Raw genomic sequence first — 21316 nt, 5'->3', positions numbered from 1 at the left:
AGGGTGCCGTCTCTCTCACCGCTTGCTCTGCGCCGCACAGACGCGCAGGTCGATATCGTGGCGACGTTCCGCGCTCTCGCGGCGCGACATGAGCACGTGTTTTGGCTGGATGCTGGAGACGCTGCGACCGAGGGATGGAGTGTGCTCGGCTTCGGAGATCCGGATACACAGGGTCCTGATGCTGCGGATCCCGGTCGTGTGCGACTCGATGTTGCTGCGCCCGCGGACTGTGACGATGAGCCGCCGTTCCGAGGCGGCTGGGTGGGCTGGTTGGATTACGAGTCCGGCGCGGTCAGGGTCGGAGCTCCTTCTGCGGCATCGGAGGGAGGACCTGCCTGGTTGCGGGTGCAGCAGGCGCTCGCTGTTGATCACGGGACCGGCGCGGTGTGGGTACTAGGCGCTGAAGACGCTCTTGATCGGATGCTGGGGTCGGCGCCGCTGCCGTCGTCCACGGCGTCCGCGACTGCGCCTGTCGCACGACAGGCCAGCGCACGCCACGAGCCGGGGGAGTACGCCGCGCTGATCGAGCAATGCCGCGACGTCATTCGCGCGGGCACCGCCTACCAACTGTGTCTCACAACGCGCTTCGAGGTGGTTGGCGCGAACGATCCGATCGAGACGTACCTGCGATTGCGTGCAGCGACGCCCGCTCATCACGGTGGCTTTGTGCGGATCGGCGCCAGAGCGCTGCTGAGCGCGAGTCCGGAGACTTTCTTGCGCACTGCGGGCGGTCGCGTGCGCACGCGACCGATCAAGGGCACGCGTCCGCGCGGTATCGACGCCGCCTCGGATGCCGCGCTGGCAGCAGAACTGCGAGCCAGCGCCAAGGAGCGTGCCGAGAACGTCATGATCGTCGATTTGATGCGCAACGACCTCTCGCGAGTGTGCGTTCCTGGGACGATTCGCGTAGACGGTCTCTGGGAGGTCGAGTCCTACCCGGCGGTTCATCAGCTGGTCAGCACAGTCAGCGGCACCGTCGTCGGCGGTCTCACCGTTCAAGGGCTGTGGGACGCGGCATTCCCGGCGGGCAGCATGACGGGGGCGCCGAAACTGTCGGCGATGACGGTGTTGCACCGCCTCGAGGGTGGATCGCCGCGCGGCGTGTACAGCGGATGCTTCGGCTACGTCGGTGTGGATGGTTCGATGGACCTGGCGATGGTTATTCGTAGCATCCTCATCGACGGCGAACGCGCGGTGGTCGGCGCTGGCGGCGGGATCACCTGGGGGTCCGAGCCGGATGCTGAGGTGGCTGAAGTCGCGACGAAGGCACGGGCGCCGCTGGCAGCGCTCGGTGCAGAGCTTCCGGAAGCCTGGCGCCGGTAGGGATCGGATATCCTGGAAGTTCCTGACTTCCGCAGTTTGCTTCGATGTGATTGGCCTTTCGTTGTCTGAAAATATGTCTTCCTCCGCCGAGGCCGCCGACGAGGCTCCGTCGGTGCACGCTGTCCAAGCCAAGTGGCAGAAGTACTGGGCCGACAACGACACCTTCCTCGCCGGTGGTGCCGAAGACACTCGCCCGCGCAAGTTCGTGCTGGCGATGTTCCCGTACCCCTCGGGTGATCTGCACATGGGGCACGCGGAGAACTACCTCTACTCCGACATCGTGGCGCGCTTCTGGCGTCACCGCGGTCACAACGTGCTGAACCCGATCGGCTGGGACTCTTTTGGTCTGCCAGCCGAGAACGCCGCCATCCGACGCGGCGCTGACCCGCGGGAGTGGACGTACCAGAACATCGCGCAGCAGAAGGAGGGCTTCAAGGCCTACGGCGTCTCCTTCGACTGGTCGCGCGAGCTGCATACCTCTGACCCCGAGTACTACCACTGGAACCAGTGGCTGTTCCTGCAGCTGCACGAGCGCGGCCTGGCATATCGCAAGAAGAGCCCGGTGAACTGGTGCCCGAACGACCAGACCGTGCTCGCGAACGAACAGGTCGTCGACGGCCGGTGCGAGCGCTGCGGCGCCGAGGTCATCAAGAAGAAGCTCACGCAGTGGTACTTCAAGATCACCGACTACGCCGACCGCCTGCTCGACGATCTGAACCAGCTCGAGGGGCGTTGGCCGCACAAGGTGCTGCAGATGCAGCGCAACTGGATCGGTCGCTCGATCGGTGCTGACGTTGACTTCCGTATTGAAGGCCGCGAAGAGCCGGTCACGGTGTTCTCGACTCGTCCTGACACCCTGCACGGCGCGACGTTCTTCGTCGTTGCTCCGGATGCTGACCTGGCCGCTGAACTCGTGGCGGATGCTCCGGCCGAGGTGCAGGAGCGTTTCAGCACGTACCTTTCCGAAGTGCAGAAGACCACTGACATAGACCGGCAGGCGACTGATCGGCCCAAGACCGGCGTGTTCCTCGAGCGCTATGCGATCAACCCTGTCAACGGCGAGCGGATGCCGATCTGGGCCGCAGATTACGTGCTGGCCGACTACGGTCACGGTGCCGTCATGGCGGTGCCAGCGCATGACCAGCGCGACCTCGACTTCGCCCGCGCCTTCGACCTGCCGGTCAAGGTCGTCGTTGACACCACCGCACCGATCACTGGTGCAATGCCGGTCATCGAGGTCGATGCAGATGGCGTGCCGATCGACACCGGAGCTGCGAGCCTGGACGAACAGCATCCGTCGGTCACGGGCGTGGCCCTCACCGGCGACGGCCGGCTGATCAACTCTGGTGAGCTGAACGGTCTCTCCAAGCGCAATGCGATTGCGCGCACGATCGAGCAGCTGCAGTCGAACGGTAACGGTCGCGCCGCGAAGAACTATCGCCTGCGCGACTGGCTGATTTCGCGTCAGCGCTACTGGGGTACACCGATTCCGATGCTGCACCACGAAGACGGCCACGTCAGCCCGGTTCCGGCAGATCAGCTGCCGGTGAAGCTGCCGAGCGTGGAGGGTCTTGACCTGTCTCCGCGTGGGACGTCTCCATTGGGTGCCGCCGAGTCATGGGTGCGCACCGTCGACCCTGTGAGCGGCGAGCCGGTGCTGCGAGACCCCGACACCATGGACACGTTCGTGGACAGCTCGTGGTACTTCCTGCGCTTCCTCTCACCGAACAGCGATCAGGTCGCGTTCGACCCGGCTGAGGCTGACCGCTGGGCGCCCGTCGACTCGTACGTTGGCGGTGTCGAGCACGCGATTCTGCACTTGCTCTACGCGCGTTCATCACCAAGGTCCTCTTCGACATGGGCCTGATCGACTTCACCGAGCCGTTCAGCAGTCTGATCAATCAGGGCATGGTTATTCTCGACGGCGCGAAGATGTCGAAGAGCAAGGGCAACCTGGTGCTCTTCCAGGAGGAGCTCAACAAGTACGGTGCCGATGCGCTGCGTGTTGGCCTCGCCTTTGCCGGACCCGTAGAGGATGACAAGGACTGGGCCGACGTCTCAACGACCGGTGCCCAGAAGTTCCTGGCCCGCGCGATGCGCCTCAGTCACGAGGTCGCGAGCCCCGTCGATGTGTTGTTCAAGGACGGTAATGCGGTGCTGCGTCGCGGCACGCATCATCTGCTGGCAGAGGCGCCGGGGCTCATCGAGCAGACGAAGTTCAACGTGCTCGTCGCGCGTCTGATGGAACTGGTGAACCTCACGCGCAAGACGATCGATTCGGGTGCCGGTGCTGCTGACCCCGCGGTTCGCGAAGCGGTCGAGACTGTCGCCGTGATGCTTGACCTCATCGCCCCGCACACTGCAGAAGAGATGTGGGAGGCGCTCGGGCACGAGCCGTCCGTTGGACTGGTGACGTGGCGGCAGGCCGACCCCGCCCTGCTCGTCGAAGACTCGGTCACCGCGGTGGTTCAGGTCGGTGGCAAGGTGCGTGCGCAGCTTGAGGTATCGGCGAAGATCAGCGAGGCAGAGCTCGAAGCGCTTGCGCGCGGCGATGAGCGCGTCATTCGTGCGATCGGTGACAAAGAGATCGTGAAGGTGATCGTCCGCGCGCCGAAGATCGTCAGCTTCGCCGTCAAGGGCTGATTCGTCGTTTCCTGCACATCCCTCCACAGCGCGAAGTTGTGAACGGATGCCGTGATCGCGGCATCCGTTCGCCTGCCCGCGCGCCTAGCGTGGCAAGGTGCCAGCGACTGAACCGGTGCCCGTCACCACGGCGCGATCCCGACTGCGGCTGAGCATCGGCGCAGCTGTCGTGCTCGGCCTCGTCGTCCTGTCGGCAGCCGTCGGGCTCGGCATTATGCGCGGACAGGCGCAGCCGGTGCAGACCGTGTCGATCGATTCGCCTGCAGAAGAGGCCGCGGTCAGCGGCGAGCTCTACGTGCACGTTCTGGGTCAGGTCGCTGTGCCGGGGCTGTATGTGCTCGACAGTGACGCGAGGGTGGTGGATGCTCTGGCCGCGGCAGGCGGCACTCTCGACGACGCTGATCTGCAGGCGGTGAACTTGGCGCGAACGCTGAGTGATGGCGAGCAGCTGATCGTTCCGGCCATTGGTCAGGCGGGCGAGGATGGCGCAGCCGCACCCATCGGCGACGGTCTGATCGACCTCAACAACGCTGATCAGACGGCGCTCGAGACGCTGCCGCGAATCGGACCGGCACTGGCGCAGCGGATCATCGACTGGCGCGAAGACAATGGCGGGTTCCGCTCGGTGGATGATCTGCTCGCGGTGCCCGGCATCGGTGACAAGCTGCTTTCGGGGTTGAGAGATCTGGTGCGGGTGTGAGTGGCACGCGAGTGCGAGACCTGCGCTTGGTGCCACTTGCGCTGACGGTGTGGGGCGTGGCGCTCTTGTGCGTCTTTCTGCCGGTGGTGTCGTGGTGGTGCGTGGGGGCCGGCGTCGCCGGCGCAGCGGTGGCGCTCGCTCTTCTTCTGCATCGGAGAGGTGAAGCGCCGGGGCGAGGCGGTCTATTCGTGGTGGTGGCGCTGGCAGTGGCCGCAACCGCCATGACGGCCGGGTTCGCCACGCCGCAGCGTGAGGCCGCCGCAGAGCTTGATGGCCGCGCTGTCGAGGTTACGGCAGAGGTTTCATCATCGTCGTCGACCGGCAGCGATGGTCGGGTGTGGTTTGACGCGCAGACGCGCGTGGTAGGAACGCCGGGTTCCCCACAGGCGCTCGTAGTGCCCGTGCGCATCGGCGTGGAAAGGATTCCCGGGCTGGAACTCGGCGCAATCATCCTTGTCACTGGACAGGCGAAGGTTACGGATGCTGGCGAGCGAGCGGCACTGGTGCTGTTCGGAGTCAACGCGGAGATCGTCACATCGGCTCAGGGCGTGTTCGGTGTTGCGGCCCAGGTGCGTGAGGAGTTTGTCGCGCGCGCCGTCACGCTGCCAGAACCAGGGGCAGGCCTGCTCCCCGGGCTCGCGGTCGGTGACACCAGAGCGGTCTCCGAAGAGCTCAACGATGCCATGCTGACATCAGGCTGAGTCATCTGACGGCGGTGAGCGGAGCGAACTGCGCGATTGTCGTCGGCGCGGTGTTCTGGTTAGTGGCGTTGTGCGGCGGCGGGCGGAAGCTGCGCATCACGCTGGCGTTGACGGTACTGGCTGCGTTCGTTGTGCTGGTGACTCCGGAGCCCAGCGTGATCCGGGCGGCGACGATGGCGGGGCTCGCGATGCTGACGCTTCTGTGCGGTCGAGCGAGCGCCGGGGTGGGCGTGCTCTGCCTGGCAGTGGTCGGCATTCTCGTCGCTGACCCGTGGCTCGCAGCCGCGCCAGGGTTTGCGCTGTCTGCAGCCGCAACTGGGGCGTTGATTGTGCTCGCCCCGCCACTCGCGCGTGGGCTTGTACGGTGGATGCCGCAGCCCTTGGCGCTCGCTCTGGCGATACCGCTCGCGGCGCAGCTGGCCTGCGGTCCGATCATCGCGCTGTTCGCCGAGCAGCAGTCGATGATCGGAGTTGCGGCGAATATCCTGGCTGCTCCTGCTGCACCGATCGCGACAGTGGTGGGGCTGCTCGCCTGTCTGGCAGCACCTATCCCGGCGTTGGCAGACTTGCTTGCGGCATCCGCCTGGCTCCCTGCGGCGTGGATCTCGACTACGGCGACGGTCACCGCCGCGCTGCCTGGCGCTCAGATTCTGGTCGTGCCGGGAATCGCGATGGCGCTGCTCGTCGCGGTGCTGAGCATCGCGCTGGGCGTGATCCTGTGCGCGGACGGCATGGCGACGATCCGGTGGCTGCGCACTGGATCGACAGTCGTGCTCATCATTGGTATTGCGTTGACCGGCGCGCGGGCGTTGCTCACAGGGCCGCTGGTGGTGATGAGCGTTCCGGACGGTTGGTCGATCGCAGCCTGCGATGTCGGACAGGGTGATGCGCTCGTGGTGCGCTCAGAGCGTCAGATTGCTCTGATCGACACGGGGATGGAGCCGGATCTGCTTTTGGCCTGTCTGAGCGCACTCGCGATCGATCGGATTGACCTGCTTGTTCTGACCCATTTCGACGCCGACCATGTGGGTGCGGCATCCGCCGTCGTGGGCCGCGTCGGCATGGTGCTTCATGGACCTGTGGACACGGCGCAGGACGCGCGACTGCTCGGAGCGTTGGCCGACAGCGGTGCCGAGATCGTCGACGCATCCACCGGTGTGCACGGCACGCTGGGCGCTTCGGCCTGGAAGGTACTCTGGCCGCGTAAAGATTCGATGGCATTCCCGGCCGGCAACGACGCGAGCGTCGTATTGGAGCTCGACGGGGGAGGAGTACCTCGCTCGCTCTTTCTCGGCGATCTTTCTGCCACACCACAGCGGATGCTGAGTACCCAGTTGCACGGAACGTACGCGGTCGTGAAGGTGGCGCATCACGGCAGCGCCGATCAGGATGCCGGACTCTACGCTCAAGTGCAACCAGCTGTGGCGATCTTCAGCGTCGGGGCGGACAACGACTACGGCCACCCGAGAGCAGAGACCCTGGCAGTCCTCGAGGCAGCTGGAGCACTCCCTCTGCGCACCGACCAGCAGGGCCGAATCCTGATCGGTGCCGCCGACGGCGAACTGACGGTGTGGACAGAGCGCGCGGACGGTGCGGAATGAGCGCGTACACTCATAAGTACGGGACGTACTCGCTGTACGTCCCGTACATAAAGTTATTCAGGAGAGCAGCCATGAGTCAGGCAGCAGTCGTCGACTACCCGTCGTATTCGAGTGCGCGGGCGCACTTTAAGGACGTGCTCGACGCTACCGAGCGCGGTCGTTCCATTACTGTCTCACGGGATGGCCGCGTTTCCGTCGTTGTTCAGGTGGAGCGCCTCCGAGGGTTCTTATTTCGAGCGGTGGCACCACGCGTTGAACTCACACAAGAGGACGGACGCACCATCGCGCTGATGTCAGGGCGAGCATTTGTCTCAGAGGGAGCCACGGTCGACGACGCCCTTGCTGATCTTCGCGATTCACTTCGCGAATACGCCGAGGACTGGGAGATCCGCCTTCAACAGGCCCCAAACCACCGTGATAACTGGGCGCTTGTGCAGCTCGTCAAGCTCTCCTCGGACGAAGAGCTCCTGGAATGGTTCGAGCATGGCGGCGAATGAGATGCACGATGAATGAGAAACACCCCGCCCCGACTCGCGAGGATCACGACGACTTCTGTGCGAACGAACGATGGACGCTAGTCAGGGGCGCGGCAGGTAAGCCAGTGACCCACCACAAGACCTACGAGCTGACGCTGTGGGATAGCAGGATTCTCCGCACGCGCATTTCTCGACCCATCGATCGAACCGACTATTCGGCGCGCATGTGGTTGCACATTCTCCACAACCAGCTTGAGGTTACTCATGACGTTTTCTGGCTCTGCGCAAGAGACGGAATCGTTCCCGATCGCGGCGCACCAAAGGTTCTTCGACCCCGCAAGTCCGTTCCGCTCTATCTCGTGCGTGAGCTCGCACGCCTAGGGATGACGGAGCCGGACATTCTCGCTGTTGATGCTGCCGGCGCCGCACAGGCGCACGCAGAACTGCTTGCCGAGCAGCCGAGCGCTTCGCACGATGTCGATGACCCCGGGTAGGCTCGAGCTATGGCCGCACCTCGTTCCTCAGCCCGTGGCGGCGCGAAGGCGACGAAGGTCGCGCAGGTCTCGTGGCGAGACCCTCGGCCCGCCCCGATCGTGCTCGTTTCCGGCCCCGAAGAGGTATGCGCAGAGCGTGCGATCGCCGGCATCCGCGACTATCTGCGCGCCGAAGATCCGGCACTCGAGATCAGCGACGTCCGTGCTGACGATTACGCGCCGGGCACGCTGCTGTCGATGACATCGCCCTCGCTGTTCGGTGAGCCGCGATTGGTTCGCGTGTCTGGTGTCGAGAAGTGCACGGATGCCTTCATCCAAGAGGCTGTCTCGTACCTTGACCATCCGCAAGAGGGTGCGACGGTGCTGCTGCGTCACACCGGCGCGAGCGTGCGTGGCAAGAAGCTCCTCGATGCATTGCGCTCAGGCACTGGTGGCGGCATTGAAATTGCCTGCCCGACGATCAAGCGTGATTCTGACCGGGTCGATTTCGCCACTGGCGAGTTCGTCGCGGCAAAGAAGCGCATCGCACCTCAGGCGCTGCGCGCACTCGTCTCGGCGTTCGTCGATGATCTGACCGAACTCGCCGCCGCCTGCCAGCAGTTGATCCGCGATGTCGAGGGTGACATCACCGAAGACATCGTCACCAAGTACTACGGCGGGCGGGTCGAGGTCTCAGCGTTCGTCGTTGCCGATACGGCGATCGCTGGTCGCTACGGTGAGGCGCTGGTCGCACTTCGCCACGCGCTCGACTCTGGTGCTGATCCGGTGCCGATGGTTGCTGCGTTCGCGATGAAGCTACGGACGATGGCACGTGTTGCAGGCCAACGCGAGCCCAGTCGCAGCCTTGCCCAGCGACTCGGCATGAAAGACTGGCAGGTCGATCGCGCACGCCGCGACCTGAGCGGCTGGAATGAACGATCTCTCGGTCTCGCGATCCAGGCCACGGCCAGGGCAGATGCCGAGGTCAAGGGTGCCGCCCGCGACCCGATCTTCGCGTTGGAGCGCATGGTGACAGTGATCGCTACGCGCACGCCGTTCGGAGAGTAGCCGGTCAGATTCGTGGCATATGGTGGATGGTGATGCGTTTACTTCTGATTCGACACGGCCAGACCCCGAACAACGTCGCCGGTGCACTCGACACCGCCTACCCGGGCGCCGGTCTGACGCCCCTCGGCAACGTCCAGGCCGCCGCGATACCTCGCGTGCTCGCTGACGAGAGCATCGGCGGTATCTACGCGTCGGTGCTGACGCGCACGCAACTGACGGCCGCTCCGCTGGCTCGTGCCACCGACGTCGGCATCCAGATCATCGACGGCGTGCACGAGATCCCTGCCGGAGACTTCGAGATGCGCAACGACCACGAAGCCGTGGGCGCGTACGTCGGTGCTCTGCGACGCTGGTCCGAGGGCGATATGGCATTCGCACTGTCAGGCGGCGAGAGCGGTCACGACTTCTTTGCGCGTTACGACGCCGCGATCGATCGCGTCGCATCTGAGAATGCCGACGGCACAGCCGTCGTCGTGAGTCATGGCGCGGCAATTCGAGTGTGGGCTGCCGGGCGGGCTATCAACGTAGAGCCGCAGCAGGCGGTCCAGCGCGGCCTGCACAACACCGGACTCTTCGCGCTCGAGGGTGACCCTGAGCGCGGATGGACCCTCGTCAACTGGCACGAAGAGCCGCTGGGCGGCCTCGACCTCGAGGACCCCGCAGCGCACGACGTGACCGGCGAGACCGCAGCCGAGTCGACCGCCTAGACAGCAGAAAGCCCGCCCCGCGAACGGGACGGGCTTTCGAAGTAGTTATTTCAGCTCAGACTGATTCAGCTCAGAGCTGCGACCTGCTTGGCGAGTGAGGACTTGCGGTTTGCAGCCTGGTTCTCGTGCACGACGCCCTTGCTGACGGCCTTGTCGAGCTTCTTCGACGCAACCTTCAGCGTTGCCACTGCAGCGGTCTTGTCACCCTTGGCGATAGCCTCGCGGGTGCTGCGGACGACGGTCTTCAGTTCGCTCTTGACGGCCTTGTTGCGCGCCTGAGCCTTCTCGTTGGTCTTGTTGCGCTTGATCTGCGACTTAATATTTGCCACGCGTAGAAACTTTCGTTCAGGGATCGATGGGATTTGTCGTAAGCAGAAGAGGGCTGCTGTTCGACGGTCGTGAGGGATAAACCCACACGCAAGCCAAGAACCAACTCTACCAGGTTTGTGGCGTCCCGATCGCGCGTCGCTAGCGCACCCTGGTCGGAATGCGGCATGCTGGGCGCACCCGACGCAGAGGAGCGTGCGATGACGGATGCCGCGGTTGAGGTCCTTTCGGAGCCACCAGGTCTGCGGTGGTCGGCCGCCACAGCGGCGTTCCAGGTCGAGGGTGCGCGGGACGAGGACGGGCGAGGCCGCTCGATCTGGGATGACTTCGTCGATACTCCAGGTCTTGTCAGAGACGGCTCAGCTGCCGAGCCCGGCCCAGACAGCTATCACCGCAGCACCGCAGACATCGCGCTGTTGCAACGACTCGGTGTTGATCGCTATCGCTTCTCGATCTCGTGGGTACGCGTGCAGCCGGACGGCAGGGGAGCTGCGAACCAGGCGGGACTCGCCTACTACGACCGACTTGTCGACGGACTTCTTGAGGCCGGTGTCGTGCCGTTCCCCACGCTGTATCACTGGGACCTTCCGGTAACGCTCGAAGCAGACGGCGGGTGGCTCGTTCGGGAAACGGCTGAGCGTTTCGCCGAGTACACGGAGATCATCGCGTCAAGGCTGGGCGATCGCGTACGGAATTGGTACACGATCAATGAGCCGGTCTCGACTGCGCTGCAGGGCTATGCGGTGGGCGAGCTCGCACCGGGGCGGCAACTGCTGTTCGATTCTTTGCCCACCGTGCACCATCAGTTACTCGCACACGGGCGCGCGGTGGCGGTGCTGCGCGAACAAGGGGCCGAGTCCATCGGCATCGCGAACAATCACACCTGGGTCACACCAGCAAGTGACAGCGACGCAGACCACCGTGCGGCACACCTCTATGACCTCATCCACAACCGACTCTTCGCCGAGCCTGTTCTTACGGGCGCGTATCCCGATCTTGCACCGCTCGGTGTCGAGCTGCCGGTGCAGGATGGCGACCTGGAGGTCATCGGCGCAGCATCCGATTTCTACGGGGTGAACTTCTACAACCCGACGACGATCGCGGCAGCGCCCGAAGGGGTGCCTGTTCCCTTCGTTCAGGTTCCGACGCCAGATGTCGAGCACACCGGATTCGGCGAGATGTGGGCGATCCAACCGTCAGCGCTCACCGCGTTCCTGCTCGACGCGAAAGAAAGATACGGCGACCGGCTCCCGCCGATCATCATCGGTGAGAACGGCGCATCGTTTCCCGAACCGGATCAAGTGACAGCGCCCATCGACGATCAGCAGCGCATCGCGTACCTCGCCGGCCACATCAATGCGGTATCGGATGCCGTGAGCCGAGGCGTCCGCGTCGATGAGTACACGGTATGGAGTCTGCTCGACAACTTCGAGTGGGCTGACGGCTTCACCCAGCGGTTCGGGCTCGTACACGTCGATCAGGAGTCGTCGGTGCGCACACCGAAGGCCTCATTCGAGTGGTACCGCGCGCTGATCGCGAAGGGTCGATCATGACCGCGCCTCGCCCGCACGCCGGCAGAGTCGGTGGCGGATGGATGACGCTGTTCGCGGTGGCCTGGCTGGCGATCTGGACGGTGCAACTCACTCCGGTCCAGCTGCTGCTTCCCCTGCAGCTCGACACACCGGGCGGAGAGAATGACTGGATCATCGGAGTCGTCTGGTCGGGGCTCATCCTCTCGATCGGCGGCATCGCCGGGGTGATCGCCGGGCCGCTCGCAGGAATGCTGTCGGATCGAACCTCGTCACGGTGGGGACGGCGACGCCCTTGGGCAATCGGGGGCTCGCTGCTCACCGCTCTCTCTCTTGTGCTCACCGGTAGCGCCACCGAACCCCTGAGCGTTGGTGCGGCATGGATCGGCGTCTCTGTGGGCATTGCGGTCGTCTCCGCAGCCCTCACCGCGATGATTGCCGATCAGGTGTTCGAACAGCGTGGAACCGCATCGGCGCTCGTGAGCTCGGCGCAGGCGGTCGGAATCGTGGTCGGCGTGGGAGCGTGGTGCTTCTCGGCCTGGGCATCGGTGCCAGCTACCTGGCACTGGCGGGATTCATCCTGATCGTGGGGGTCGGCACCGCGGTGCTGCTGCCAGACGAGCAGGTGGCGTGGAAGCGGCCCGTGACAAAGCCGCCGTGGCGCGAGCGCCTGGGCGCGCTACAGGATCGGAACTTCCTCTGGGTATTGATCAGCAGGCTCACCGTAAACATCGGGAACGCGCTCGGCACCGCGCTGCTGCTGTTCTTCCTGCTCTACGGGGTCGGCTCGCCCGCCGACAGTGCCGAGGATGACCTTCTTGTGCTCATCGTGATCTATACGATCTTCGTTGTCGCGGCGTCCCTCATCGCGGGATCCATCTCGGACCGCACCGGCAAACGAACGTCGATTGTCATCATCGCAGCGCTCGTGCAGGCGCTGTCTGCTGTGATGATTCTCATCTCACCGACGTTTCTCGGCACAGCCATCGCTGCCGGCGTGATGGGCATCGGCTACGGCGCCTACATGGCGGTGAGTCTGGCGCTCGCGACCGACCTGCTGCCGCGCGTCGAGCACCATGCCAGAGATCTGGGCATCGTGAATGTCTCGGCGAGCCTCGGCCAGCTGCTCGGGCCACTTATCGGCGCAGGTCTGGTTGCGCTGGTCGGTGGATTCTGGCTGCTGTTCCTCGCCGCCGGCATCCTGTCGGTCATTGGCGCTGTTATGACGGCTGCGGTGCGTCCGACTCGAGTGTCGCCACCGCCACATCCAGTAGGGCGTTGAATACCCGCGGACGCATCGCCGTGATGAGGTGCGATGTGCGTGGCACCACGAGCAGCTCGGATTGCGGCGTGAGGCGATGGAAGAGTCGTTCCTGTGCACGCAGCTGATCGAACTGTCCATTGATCCACCACAGGGGCATCGTGATCCGGCGTACGGCGGCCAAGAGATCGAGTTCAGCAAGGCTCGCAAGCGCGACATCCTGCGCATTGAAGGCGTAGCCACCCGCTGCGAAGTCCGACCGAGTGTCTTCGGGCAGGGTCGCTGCGAGAACCTGCGCGGTGAGCCACTGGCCCTGATCCGGCAGCGAGTTGAACGCGCGGGCCGCGAATCGGTACCCCGCAAGCGCGGCGCCGCGGGGGAGTGCCGTGCAGGATGCTCCGATGAATCCAGCCACCGGCGGTGCAGTCTCAGCGCCCGTGTAGGCAACTGAGAGCAGCCCACCCATGGAGTGGCCGACCAGAAGCACCGGGCCGCGGCTCGCGGAATCCTGGACGGCCTCGTCGATGGTCGACATCGCCGCATCGAGAGTGAATATCTCCTGAATGCGCGTGCCGTGCCCCGGGAGCTCAACGGCGGTGACCGGAATCTCTCGCTCGGTGAGATGCGCGATCTGCGAACGCCACATCGTGCGAGAGGTGCGGATGCCGTGGACGAGGACGACCTGAATAGTCATTGTTCCAGCATAAGAAAGGCGGGGCCGGTGGATGAACCACCGACCCCGCCCTGGGTGAAACGAAGTGCTTACTTCTCCCAGCCCACGTTCTCAACTGGCTGAACGCCGAACCCGTCCAGGCCCACGTAGGGCTCCGGGGTGAGGTTGGCAAGGCCGGTCTTGACGGCCGAGATCGACGGACCGTTGTAGAGCGGGATCAGGCCCCAGTCCTTGAAGATCTCTGCTTCGAGCTTCATGGCCGCAGCCGTCTGCTCGTCAGCGGTCGGCAGCGACTCGACCTCGTCGTGGATGCGCTGATCCATCTCAGGCGTCTGCACACCAGAGAGGTTCAGGCCCATGTCCATGCAGTACAGCTGGCAGAACCAAGCGGCACCGAACGGGTCAGACGAGGTGAAGCGGAGCGACGAGACGTCCCAGTTCATCGTGTTGTAGTCGTTCGAGAAGTCCGTCGACGGACGGATATCAACCTGAAGGTCGATTCCGACATCCTTCATCTGCGCCTGCAGTGACTTGGCGATGGCCTGGGCCGTCGCGTCATCGCTCCACACGGGGTACACGACGGACAGCTTCTCGCCGTCCTTCTCGCGGATGCCGTCTTCGCCCTCGACCCAGCCTGCTTCGTCGAGAAGAGACTTGGACTCGTCCGGGTTGAATTCCCAGCCGGCCTCGTCAAGAGCATTCACATAGCCAGGCTGGAAGGGGAACAGCGTCAGCGAACCGGCAGGCGCCTCTTCGTAGTCAAGACCGTTCCACGCGACCTGCTTCTGCTGATCGATGTTGATGGCCTTGAAGAACGCCTCACGGACCTTGACGTCCTCGAACTGCGGCTTCGTGGAGTCCACCTGGATCAGCGTGCTCGCGGTCTGCGTGGCACGGTAGATCGTGATGTCCTTCATGTCCTTGACCTGCGACAGGCGGTCCTTGGTGTTGACGCCGACCATGTCGATTTCGTCAGCCTTGAACGCGTTGATGGATGCCGCGGCGTCCATGCCCTGGAAGGAGACCTTCTCGAGCAGCGGCTCGTTGCCCCACCATTCGGTGTTCGGGACGAAAGAGATGTAGTCGGAGTTCGCGTCGAACTCGTCGATCATGTACGGCCCTGCGCCCCACTCGGGGTGCGGGTTGTCGATCATCGCTTCGTTGAACGTGGTCGGGTCTGCGAGCGCGGGGTGGATGATGCCCGTGAGGAACGGCATCTCCGGCCATGCGAACTCGCCATCGAACTTGACGATCGCGGTCTTCGGGGTGTCGCCCTGCTCGACGGACACGATGGCCTTGTAGCCGTCGGTCGCGTTCGGGTTGAACAACTCGTTGGTGCCGTTGTTGGCCTTCCACGTGGCGTCGATGGCAGTCCAGTCCATGTCGGTGCCGTCGTTCCAGTGCGCTTCCTTCGTGAAAGTGAAGGTGATCTGGGTGTTGCCATCGACAGTGTCGATCTTCCAGTCGTCGAGGTACGCGTCGTTCTTGTACGGCGTACCGTCCGCTTCCTGCAACATGATCTGCGGCGTGTACCACGCGGCGACGCGCGCGGTGTCGGCAGAGGCGTCACCGTTGAACGCGTTCAACTGCTCCGGAATCTCGTTGATCGGGAAGCGGGCTTCGCCGCCCACCTGCAGTGCGTCGCGGTCCTGGGGGTTGTAGTCCGAGGCCTTGGTTTCGACTGGCGTGTTGCCGTCACCGTTGTCTCCGGTGTTGGCTGCACATCCTCCGAGGGCAAGTGCGAGGACGCCGCTGAATGCCAGCGCCCCCATCAGCTTGTGGTGCTTCATGGTGCTCCTTTCGCCTTTCGGCGTGTTCGCCTGTCGGCGTGTCATAAAGGGAAGAATAGTTCGCACGGTGTCCGAATGCCCGGCGTAACAGTGAATGGCGCCTAACTGTTATCGGACGGTGACCGTTCGTTACCCGCCGGTAACAAACCTCAGGCCGAGGAAACCTCAGGCTGAGCCGACGTCGGTTCGAACACGATCCGTTCCCTCGTGCGCTCGATATCCGGATCAGGAATCGGGATCGCCGAGAGCAACGCTCTTGTGTACGGATGCTGCGGATTTTCGAAGATGTCGTCGACATCGCCGTGCTCCACAAACTCACCGAGATACATCACCGCAACGCGGTCGGCGATGTGGCGGACCACCGACAAATCGTGCGCGACGAACAGGTACGACACGCCGAGCTTGGCCTTCAGATCATCCAGCAGGTTGATTACACCCGCCTGGATCGACACGTCGAGCGCGGAGACCGGCTCGTCGAGAACGATGACCTTGGGGTTGGTCGACAGTGCGCGCGCGATCCCGATGCGCTGGCGCTGGCCACCGGAGAACGCTCCGGGGAATCGGTCGATGTGGGCAGGGTTGAGCCCGACCAGGTCCATGAGCTCTTTCACGCGGCGATGGGCCTCGTCGCGCTTCGTGCCGATCGCCTTCAACGGTTCGGCGATGATGTCTGCCACCGTCATACGGGGGTCAAGAGCGCCCATCGGGTCTTGGAAGACGATCTGGATATCACGACGCACCTGGCGTTCGACACTGTGGCTGCGAATGTCGTTGACGCTCGTACCGTTGATGATGATGTCGCCATCCTGCTGCTTGACCAGATCCATGATCTGGAGCAGGGTCGTCGTCTTGCCGGAACCAGACTCACCGACGATCGCCATCGTCTCGCCCTCACGCACGTCGAAGGTGACGTTCTTGACGGCGTGAACGTCACGACCTTGCGCTTGAAGAACGCACCCTTCGACAGCGGGAAGGTCTTGTTCAAGTTCTGCACTTCGAGGGTGATACTGCGCTGCTCGCGCGGCACGAGGTTCAGCACACTCTCTACAACCTCGCGCACCGGGTAGACGGGGTGGCCATCGATGAGACCGTTTTCGTCGATCTCGTGCGAGCGGATGCAGGCTGCCTTGTGCTGCACGCCAGATGCCGATGGCACCTCAGCGAGCGGTGGTTCGCCGTCGCGGCAGGCGCTGATCACGATCGGGCAGCGGTCCGCGAACGGGCACGCGTCCGGGAGGTTGATCAGCAGCGGAGGGTTGCCCTTGATCGGGGTGAGAGGTTGTTTCTCTTTCTTGTCCACGCGGGGGATCGCACCGAGCAGACCGATCGAATACGGCATCCGCGTCGCATGGAACAGTTCGTGAACCGGAGCCTGCTCCACCGGCTTTCCGGCATACATCACCAGCACATCGTCGGCCATTCTGGCAACGACTCCCATGTCGTGCGTGATCATGAGCGTCGCCGCACCGGTCTCGCTTTGAGCCTTCTCGATGAGGTCGAGGATCTGCGCCTGGATTGTGACATCCAGTGCCGTCGTCGGCTCGTCAGCGATGATGAGCTTGGGGTTGTTGGCCATCGCAATCGCGATGACGACGCGCTGACGCATACCGCCGGAGAACTCGTGCGGGAAGCCCTTCATGCGCTTTTCGGGCTCAGTGATGCCGACGAGCGTGAGCAACTCGATCGCGCGGTCCCAGGCCTGCTTCTTCGACATGCCACGGTGAATCGTGAGCGCCTCGATGAGCTGGTCGCCGATAGTGAAGACCGGGGTGAGTGAGGTGAGCGGATCCTGGAAGATCATCGCGAGGCCGTTGCCGCGGATCACTGACATCTGCTTGTCGGACTTGCCGAGCAGTTCTTGGCCGTCGTAGATGATCGAGCCGGTCACCTTGGCGTTCTCGTCAAGGAGACCCATGATCGCCAGAGACGTGACGGACTTACCGGAACCTGACTCGCCGACGATTCCGAGGGTCTTGCTCTGCTCGATGTCGAAAGAGACACCGCGAACGGCATCGACGCGTCCCGCTTCGGAGGCGAAGGTGACCTTGAGGTCGCGGACGGAGAGAATATTGCTCATGCGCGGCCTCCCGCTGCTGAAGTGGGATCAAGGGCGTCACGCAGTCCATCGGCGACGAGCGCCATAGAAACGGTGAGCAGAGTAAGGGCGCCGGCGGGAAAGTAGAACAGCCACGGGGCACTCGTGATGGTGTTTGCGCCGGAGCCGATGAGCGATCCCAGTGAGACATCCGGAATCTTCACACCGAACCCGATGAACGACAGGCCGGTCTCAGCCATGACCGCGCCGACGATGCCGAGCGTGAAGTTGATCACCAGCAGTGAGCCGATGTTCGGCAGCAGGTGACGCATCACGATCGTCATTCCGCGCACGCCCATGTAGCGAGCGGCGTGAATGTACTCGCGCTCGCGCAGCGACAATGCCGTCGTCCAGATCACGCGGGCCGGGAAGTACCAACCAACGACGAAGATCATGATCAACGCGATTATGCGCCAGTCACCACCTGAGCGGTTAGACAGCAGCGAGAGGATCAGGAAGCTCGGGATCACCATCATGAAGTGGATCACAAGGAGCGTGATCTTCTCAGTCCAGCCACCGAAGTAGGCGGCCGCAGTGCCGATGAGAGCGGAAAGGATCGTTGTTCCGACCGAAACAGTGACGGCGATCATGAGCGAGCGCTGCAGACCGATCGCAGTTTGAGCGAACGTGTCGTTGCCGGAGGCTGTTGTTCCGAACCAGTGCTCGGCGGACGGCGGCGTGCCCAGGTTCAGGAAGTCGAGTTCTACGTGGTCGTACTTCGCGATGAGCGGTGCGATGATCGCAAAGAGCACCAAGGCGACGAAGATGATGACGCCACCGACCGCTGGCTTGTTGCGCATGAACCGGCGGGTGTACAGGCTCCACTTCGAAAGCGGCTTGTGGTCTTCGAGCGTGGCGGTTTCGGGCTTTTCGATAGTCATGCTCAGTTCACCCTCACTCGTGGGTCGAGGACAACGACCACGACGTCGGACAGGATCGCTCCGAGTGCGGTCAGGAGACCGGCGAAGGCGGCGGTGGCCACCACACCGTGAATGTCACTCTTGACGATCGTCTCAATGAAGTACTTGCCCATGCCGTTCCAGGCGAAGATCGTCTCGGTGAGGATCGCGCCGGTGAACACCGCGGGGATGCTGAAAGCGACCTGCGTTGCGACGGGAATGAGCGAGGTGCGAAGGGCGTGCTTGCGAATCGCCTGCGGCTTGGTGAGCCCCTTCGCGCGAGCGGTGCGGACGTAGTCAGCGTTGATGTTGTCCAGGAGCAGGGATCGCTGCAGGAAGTGGGTGCCGGCGTAACCGACGATCACAAGCCCGATGGTGGGGAGCGTCAGGTGTTGGAGTGTGTCGAGCAGGACGGGGAAGAACCCCTCCACACCCTGGCTGGAGGATCCGGTGACATAGAACACTCGAACGCCGACGAGGTCGTTGAACGCAATGGCGAGCAGCACGATGCCGAGCGCAGCCACGATGATGTTGACGTTCATCGTGATGATCGATGTGGCCTGACCGATCCGGTCAGCGAGCTTGTACTGCCGTGATGCCGTGTAGACGCCGAGCGCGATGCCGAGAATCGTCATGATGATCGTCGCGCCAAGAACGAGCTCTGCGCTGACCCACATCCGGTAGGCGACCTGCTCGTTCACCGAACCGCCGGTGGGGCTCACACCCCAGTCCCAACGCAGGACGATGCCGGTAATCCAGTTCCACCAACGCTCCCAGATCGGCACGGTGTCGCTGAGGTTACGCGGTTCGAGGAGGTTAACGATCTGCTCGTCACTGAGCGGGGGACGCCGACCCACGTAGTTGTTTCTGGGATTGAGGAAGCCCCAAGCCAGGAAATACGTGATGTTGGTGGCGACCGCGATCATCAACAACCAGCCGAGCGTACGGCGGATGAGGTACTTGATCAAGGTTTCGTCTTTCTGCTTTTCAGACGCGCTCGGGATCTTCCGACGCAACGCTGGGTCGGGATGACAGTCAAGCATCATCCGTCTGTTTGTGCGACGTCCGCCCACTCCGATCGTGTGTCATCGTTGTGCGCGGAGGCAACCTCGGGAGACTATCATCGGTCGTCCGGAATCGGGGATTAGGCCCGCCTGACCGTAGACTCGTCTCGACATGTCACCACGCGCTCTCACTCCGCTGTCGCCTGCTGCGACCCCGGCTTCGCAGATCCGAAATTTCTGCATCATTGCCCACATCGATCACGGCAAGTCGACCCTTGCGACCGCATGCTCCAGATCACCGGAGCCGTCTCAGATCGCGATATGCGCGCTCAGTACCTCGACCGCATGGACATCGAGCGCGAGCGTGGAATCACGATCAAGAGCCAGGCCGTGCGCATGCCCTGGGCGCTCGACGGCGAGACGTTTGCGCTGAACATGATCGATACTCCCGCCACGTCGACTTCACCTATGAGGTGTCGCGGTCGCTGGCAGCCTGCGAAGGCGCGATCCTGCTCGTCGACGCGGCCCAGGGAATCGAAGCGCAGACGCTGGCGAACCTTTATCTCGCGTTGGACAACGACCTCCACATCATCCCGGTGCTGAACAAGATCGATCTGCCAGCGGCTGACCCTGACAAATTCGCCAAAGAGCTCGCCGACCTTATCGGCGGGCGCCCCGAGGACGTACTGCGCGTATCCGGCAAGACCGGCGTGGGTGTAGAAGAACTGCTCGAGCGCGTCGTCCGTGAGATTCCGGCGCCGACCGGAAATGCGGATGCCCCGGCACGCGCGATGATCTTCGACTCGGTGTATGACGCCTACCGCGGTGTCGTTACCTACGTGCGCATGATCGACGGCAGTCTGTCGCCGCGCGAGCGCATCCAGATGATGTCGACGCAGGCGACTCACGAGCTTCTTGAAATCGGCGTCTCAAGCCCGAACCGATTCCCTCGAAGGGGCTCGGCGTGGGCGAGGTCGGCTACCTCATCACTGGTGTGAAAGATGTGCGCCAGTCCAAGGTCGGCGATACCGTAACGACTCTCCGCAAGCCGGCCACGCAGGCGTTGCCGGGCTATACCGATCCGAAGCCGATGGTCTACTCGGGGCTGTACCCGATTGACGGCAGCGACTATGGCGATCTTCGTGAAGCTCTCGACAAACTCAAGCTCTCTGACGCCTCTCTCGTGTACGAGCCGGAGACCTCCGTGGCGCTGGGCTTTGGCTTCCGCTGTGGTTTCCTGGGGCTGCTGCACCTCGAGATCATCACCGAGCGCCTGGCGCGCGAATTCGATCTCGACCTCATCACGACCGCACCGAGTGTGGTCTACGAGGTCACAACCGACATCGGCGAAACGGTGACGGTGACCAACCCGAGCGAGTATCCGGACGGACGCGTCGCCTCGGTCGCAGAACCGATGGTGAAGGCCGCGATCCTGCTGCCCAAGGACTACGTCGGTACCGTGATGGAGCTGTGCCAGACCCGCCGCGGCACACTGCTGGGGATGGAGTACTTCTCAGAGGAGCGCGTTGAGCTTCGCTACAACATGCCTCTCGGTGAGATCGTGTTCGACTTCTTCGATCAGCTGAAGTCGAAGACGCAGGGCTATGCGAGCCTCGACTACGAACCTTCCGGCCAGCAGGATGCCGATCTCGTCAAGGTCGATGTGCTGCTACAGGGTGAAAAGGTCGATGCGTTCAGCGCTATCGTGCACCGCGAAAAGGCCTATGCCTACGGCACGCTGATGGTCGAGCGGCTGCGCAAACTGATTCCTCGGCAGAACTTTGAGGTGCCGATCCAGGCGGCGATCGGTGCACGCATCATTGCCCGTGAGACGATCCGTGCCCTTCGCAAGGATGTGCTCGCGAAGTGTTACGGCGGTGACATCAGCCGTAAGCGCAAACTCCTCGAGAAGCAGAAGGAGGGCAAGAAGCGCATGAAGATGGTCGGCCGAGTCGAAGTTCCTCAGGAGGCGTTCATTGCTGCGCTCTCCGGCGACGTCGATAGCAAAGAGAAGAAATAGCGAAGTGACCTCCCGCAATGCGGGGG

16 protein-coding genes and 3 pseudogenes are annotated in these 21316 nt (G+C 63.4%); 13 read left to right on the top strand and 6 right to left on the bottom strand.

Going from position 1 to position 21316, the window contains the following annotated elements; genetic code table 11:
- The first annotated feature begins 3 nt into the window (after positions 1-3).
- The 9 genes and pseudogenes from DC31_RS05365 (at position 4) to DC31_RS05330 (ending at position 9692) form a co-directional block, all read left to right on the top strand.
- Positions 4-1323, top strand: a complete 1320-nt coding sequence (locus tag DC31_RS05365; protein WP_051606455.1) for an anthranilate synthase component I family protein — start codon at positions 4-6, stop codon at positions 1321-1323.
- 73 nt (positions 1324-1396) lie between these two features.
- Positions 1397-3966, top strand: a pseudogene (leuS, locus tag DC31_RS05360) (leucine--tRNA ligase).
- A 97-nt stretch (positions 3967-4063) separates the two neighbouring features.
- Entirely contained in the window at positions 4064-4666 is a 603-nt protein-coding gene (locus DC31_RS05355; RefSeq protein ID WP_235201356.1) for a helix-hairpin-helix domain-containing protein, read from the top strand.
- Entirely contained in the window at positions 4663-5367 is a 705-nt protein-coding gene (locus tag DC31_RS19175) for a hypothetical protein (RefSeq protein ID WP_235201355.1), read from the top strand. The genes DC31_RS05355 and DC31_RS19175 overlap by 4 nt, the downstream gene beginning before the upstream one ends.
- Before the next feature lie 14 nt (positions 5368-5381).
- Positions 5382-6968 (top strand): ComEC/Rec2 family competence protein, encoded by a 1587-nt coding sequence (locus DC31_RS05350; protein WP_235201354.1) that lies wholly within the window; start codon positions 5382-5384, stop codon positions 6966-6968.
- A 71-nt stretch (positions 6969-7039) separates the two neighbouring features.
- Entirely contained in the window at positions 7040-7465 is a 426-nt protein-coding gene (locus DC31_RS05345) for a type II toxin-antitoxin system prevent-host-death family antitoxin (RefSeq protein WP_036277865.1), read from the top strand.
- Positions 7466-7473: 8 nt separating this feature from the next.
- Positions 7474-7938 (top strand): cytotoxic translational repressor of toxin-antitoxin stability system, encoded by a 465-nt coding sequence (locus DC31_RS05340; protein WP_200872866.1) that lies wholly within the window; start codon positions 7474-7476, stop codon positions 7936-7938.
- 9 nt (positions 7939-7947) lie between these two features.
- Positions 7948-8985, top strand: coding sequence for a DNA polymerase III subunit delta (gene holA / locus DC31_RS05335; protein ID WP_036277862.1), 1038 nt, complete (start codon positions 7948-7950; stop codon positions 8983-8985).
- Positions 8986-9017: 32 nt separating this feature from the next.
- Positions 9018-9692, top strand: coding sequence for a histidine phosphatase family protein (locus DC31_RS05330; RefSeq protein ID WP_036278278.1), 675 nt, complete (start codon positions 9018-9020; stop codon positions 9690-9692).
- A gap of 65 nt (positions 9693-9757) precedes the next feature.
- On the opposite strand, the gene rpsT is transcribed toward DC31_RS05330, so the two are convergent.
- Positions 9758-10021: a 30S ribosomal protein S20 gene (rpsT, locus tag DC31_RS05325; protein WP_036277859.1), complete on the bottom strand. Its 264-nt coding sequence runs from the start codon at positions 10019-10021 to the stop codon at positions 9758-9760.
- A gap of 165 nt (positions 10022-10186) precedes the next feature.
- Between rpsT and DC31_RS05320 the strand changes: the two genes are divergently transcribed.
- The 3 genes from DC31_RS05320 to DC31_RS19165 are packed head-to-tail and all read left to right on the top strand — an operon-like array spanning position 10187 to position 12830.
- Positions 10187-11572 (top strand): GH1 family beta-glucosidase, encoded by a 1386-nt coding sequence (locus DC31_RS05320; RefSeq protein ID WP_235201353.1) that lies wholly within the window; start codon positions 10187-10189, stop codon positions 11570-11572.
- Entirely contained in the window at positions 11569-12132 is a 564-nt protein-coding gene (locus DC31_RS19170) for an MFS transporter (RefSeq protein WP_235201352.1), read from the top strand. The genes DC31_RS05320 and DC31_RS19170 overlap by 4 nt, the downstream gene beginning before the upstream one ends.
- A complete protein-coding gene (locus DC31_RS19165; RefSeq protein ID WP_235201351.1) occupies positions 12072-12830 on the top strand; it encodes an MFS transporter in 759 nt (252 codons plus the stop codon). The genes DC31_RS19170 and DC31_RS19165 overlap by 61 nt, the downstream gene beginning before the upstream one ends.
- Here the strand turns inward: DC31_RS19165 and DC31_RS05310 are convergent.
- The 5 genes and pseudogenes from DC31_RS05310 to DC31_RS05290 form a co-directional block, all read right to left on the bottom strand.
- Positions 12769-13503: an alpha/beta fold hydrolase gene (locus DC31_RS05310; RefSeq protein WP_036277857.1), complete on the bottom strand. Its 735-nt coding sequence runs from the start codon at positions 13501-13503 to the stop codon at positions 12769-12771. The two genes, DC31_RS19165 and DC31_RS05310, sit on opposite strands and share 62 nt — an antisense overlap.
- Positions 13504-13571: 68 nt before the next feature.
- Positions 13572-15272, bottom strand: coding sequence for an ABC transporter family substrate-binding protein (locus tag DC31_RS05305; RefSeq protein WP_036277853.1), 1701 nt, complete (start codon positions 15270-15272; stop codon positions 13572-13574).
- Between the two features lie 149 nt (positions 15273-15421).
- Positions 15422-17349 (bottom strand): annotated as a pseudogene (locus DC31_RS05300) (ABC transporter ATP-binding protein).
- Entirely contained in the window at positions 17346-18248 is a 903-nt protein-coding gene (locus DC31_RS05295) for an ABC transporter permease (RefSeq protein ID WP_051606453.1), read from the bottom strand. The pseudogene DC31_RS05300 and the gene DC31_RS05295 overlap by 4 nt, the downstream one beginning before the upstream one ends.
- A 2-nt stretch (positions 18249-18250) precedes the next feature.
- Positions 18251-19234: an ABC transporter permease gene (locus DC31_RS05290; RefSeq protein WP_036278270.1), complete on the bottom strand. Its 984-nt coding sequence runs from the start codon at positions 19232-19234 to the stop codon at positions 18251-18253.
- A 208-nt stretch (positions 19235-19442) separates the two neighbouring features.
- Here DC31_RS05290 and lepA point away from each other — a divergent pair.
- Positions 19443-21290: pseudogene (lepA, locus tag DC31_RS05285) on the top strand (translation elongation factor 4).
- Positions 21291-21316: the final 26 nt, after the last annotated feature.

Source organism: Microbacterium sp. CH12i (assembly GCF_000685355.1).
Lineage (GTDB): Bacteria > Actinomycetota > Actinomycetes > Actinomycetales > Microbacteriaceae > Microbacterium.
This window is presented reverse-complemented; position numbering and strand designations above follow the sequence as displayed.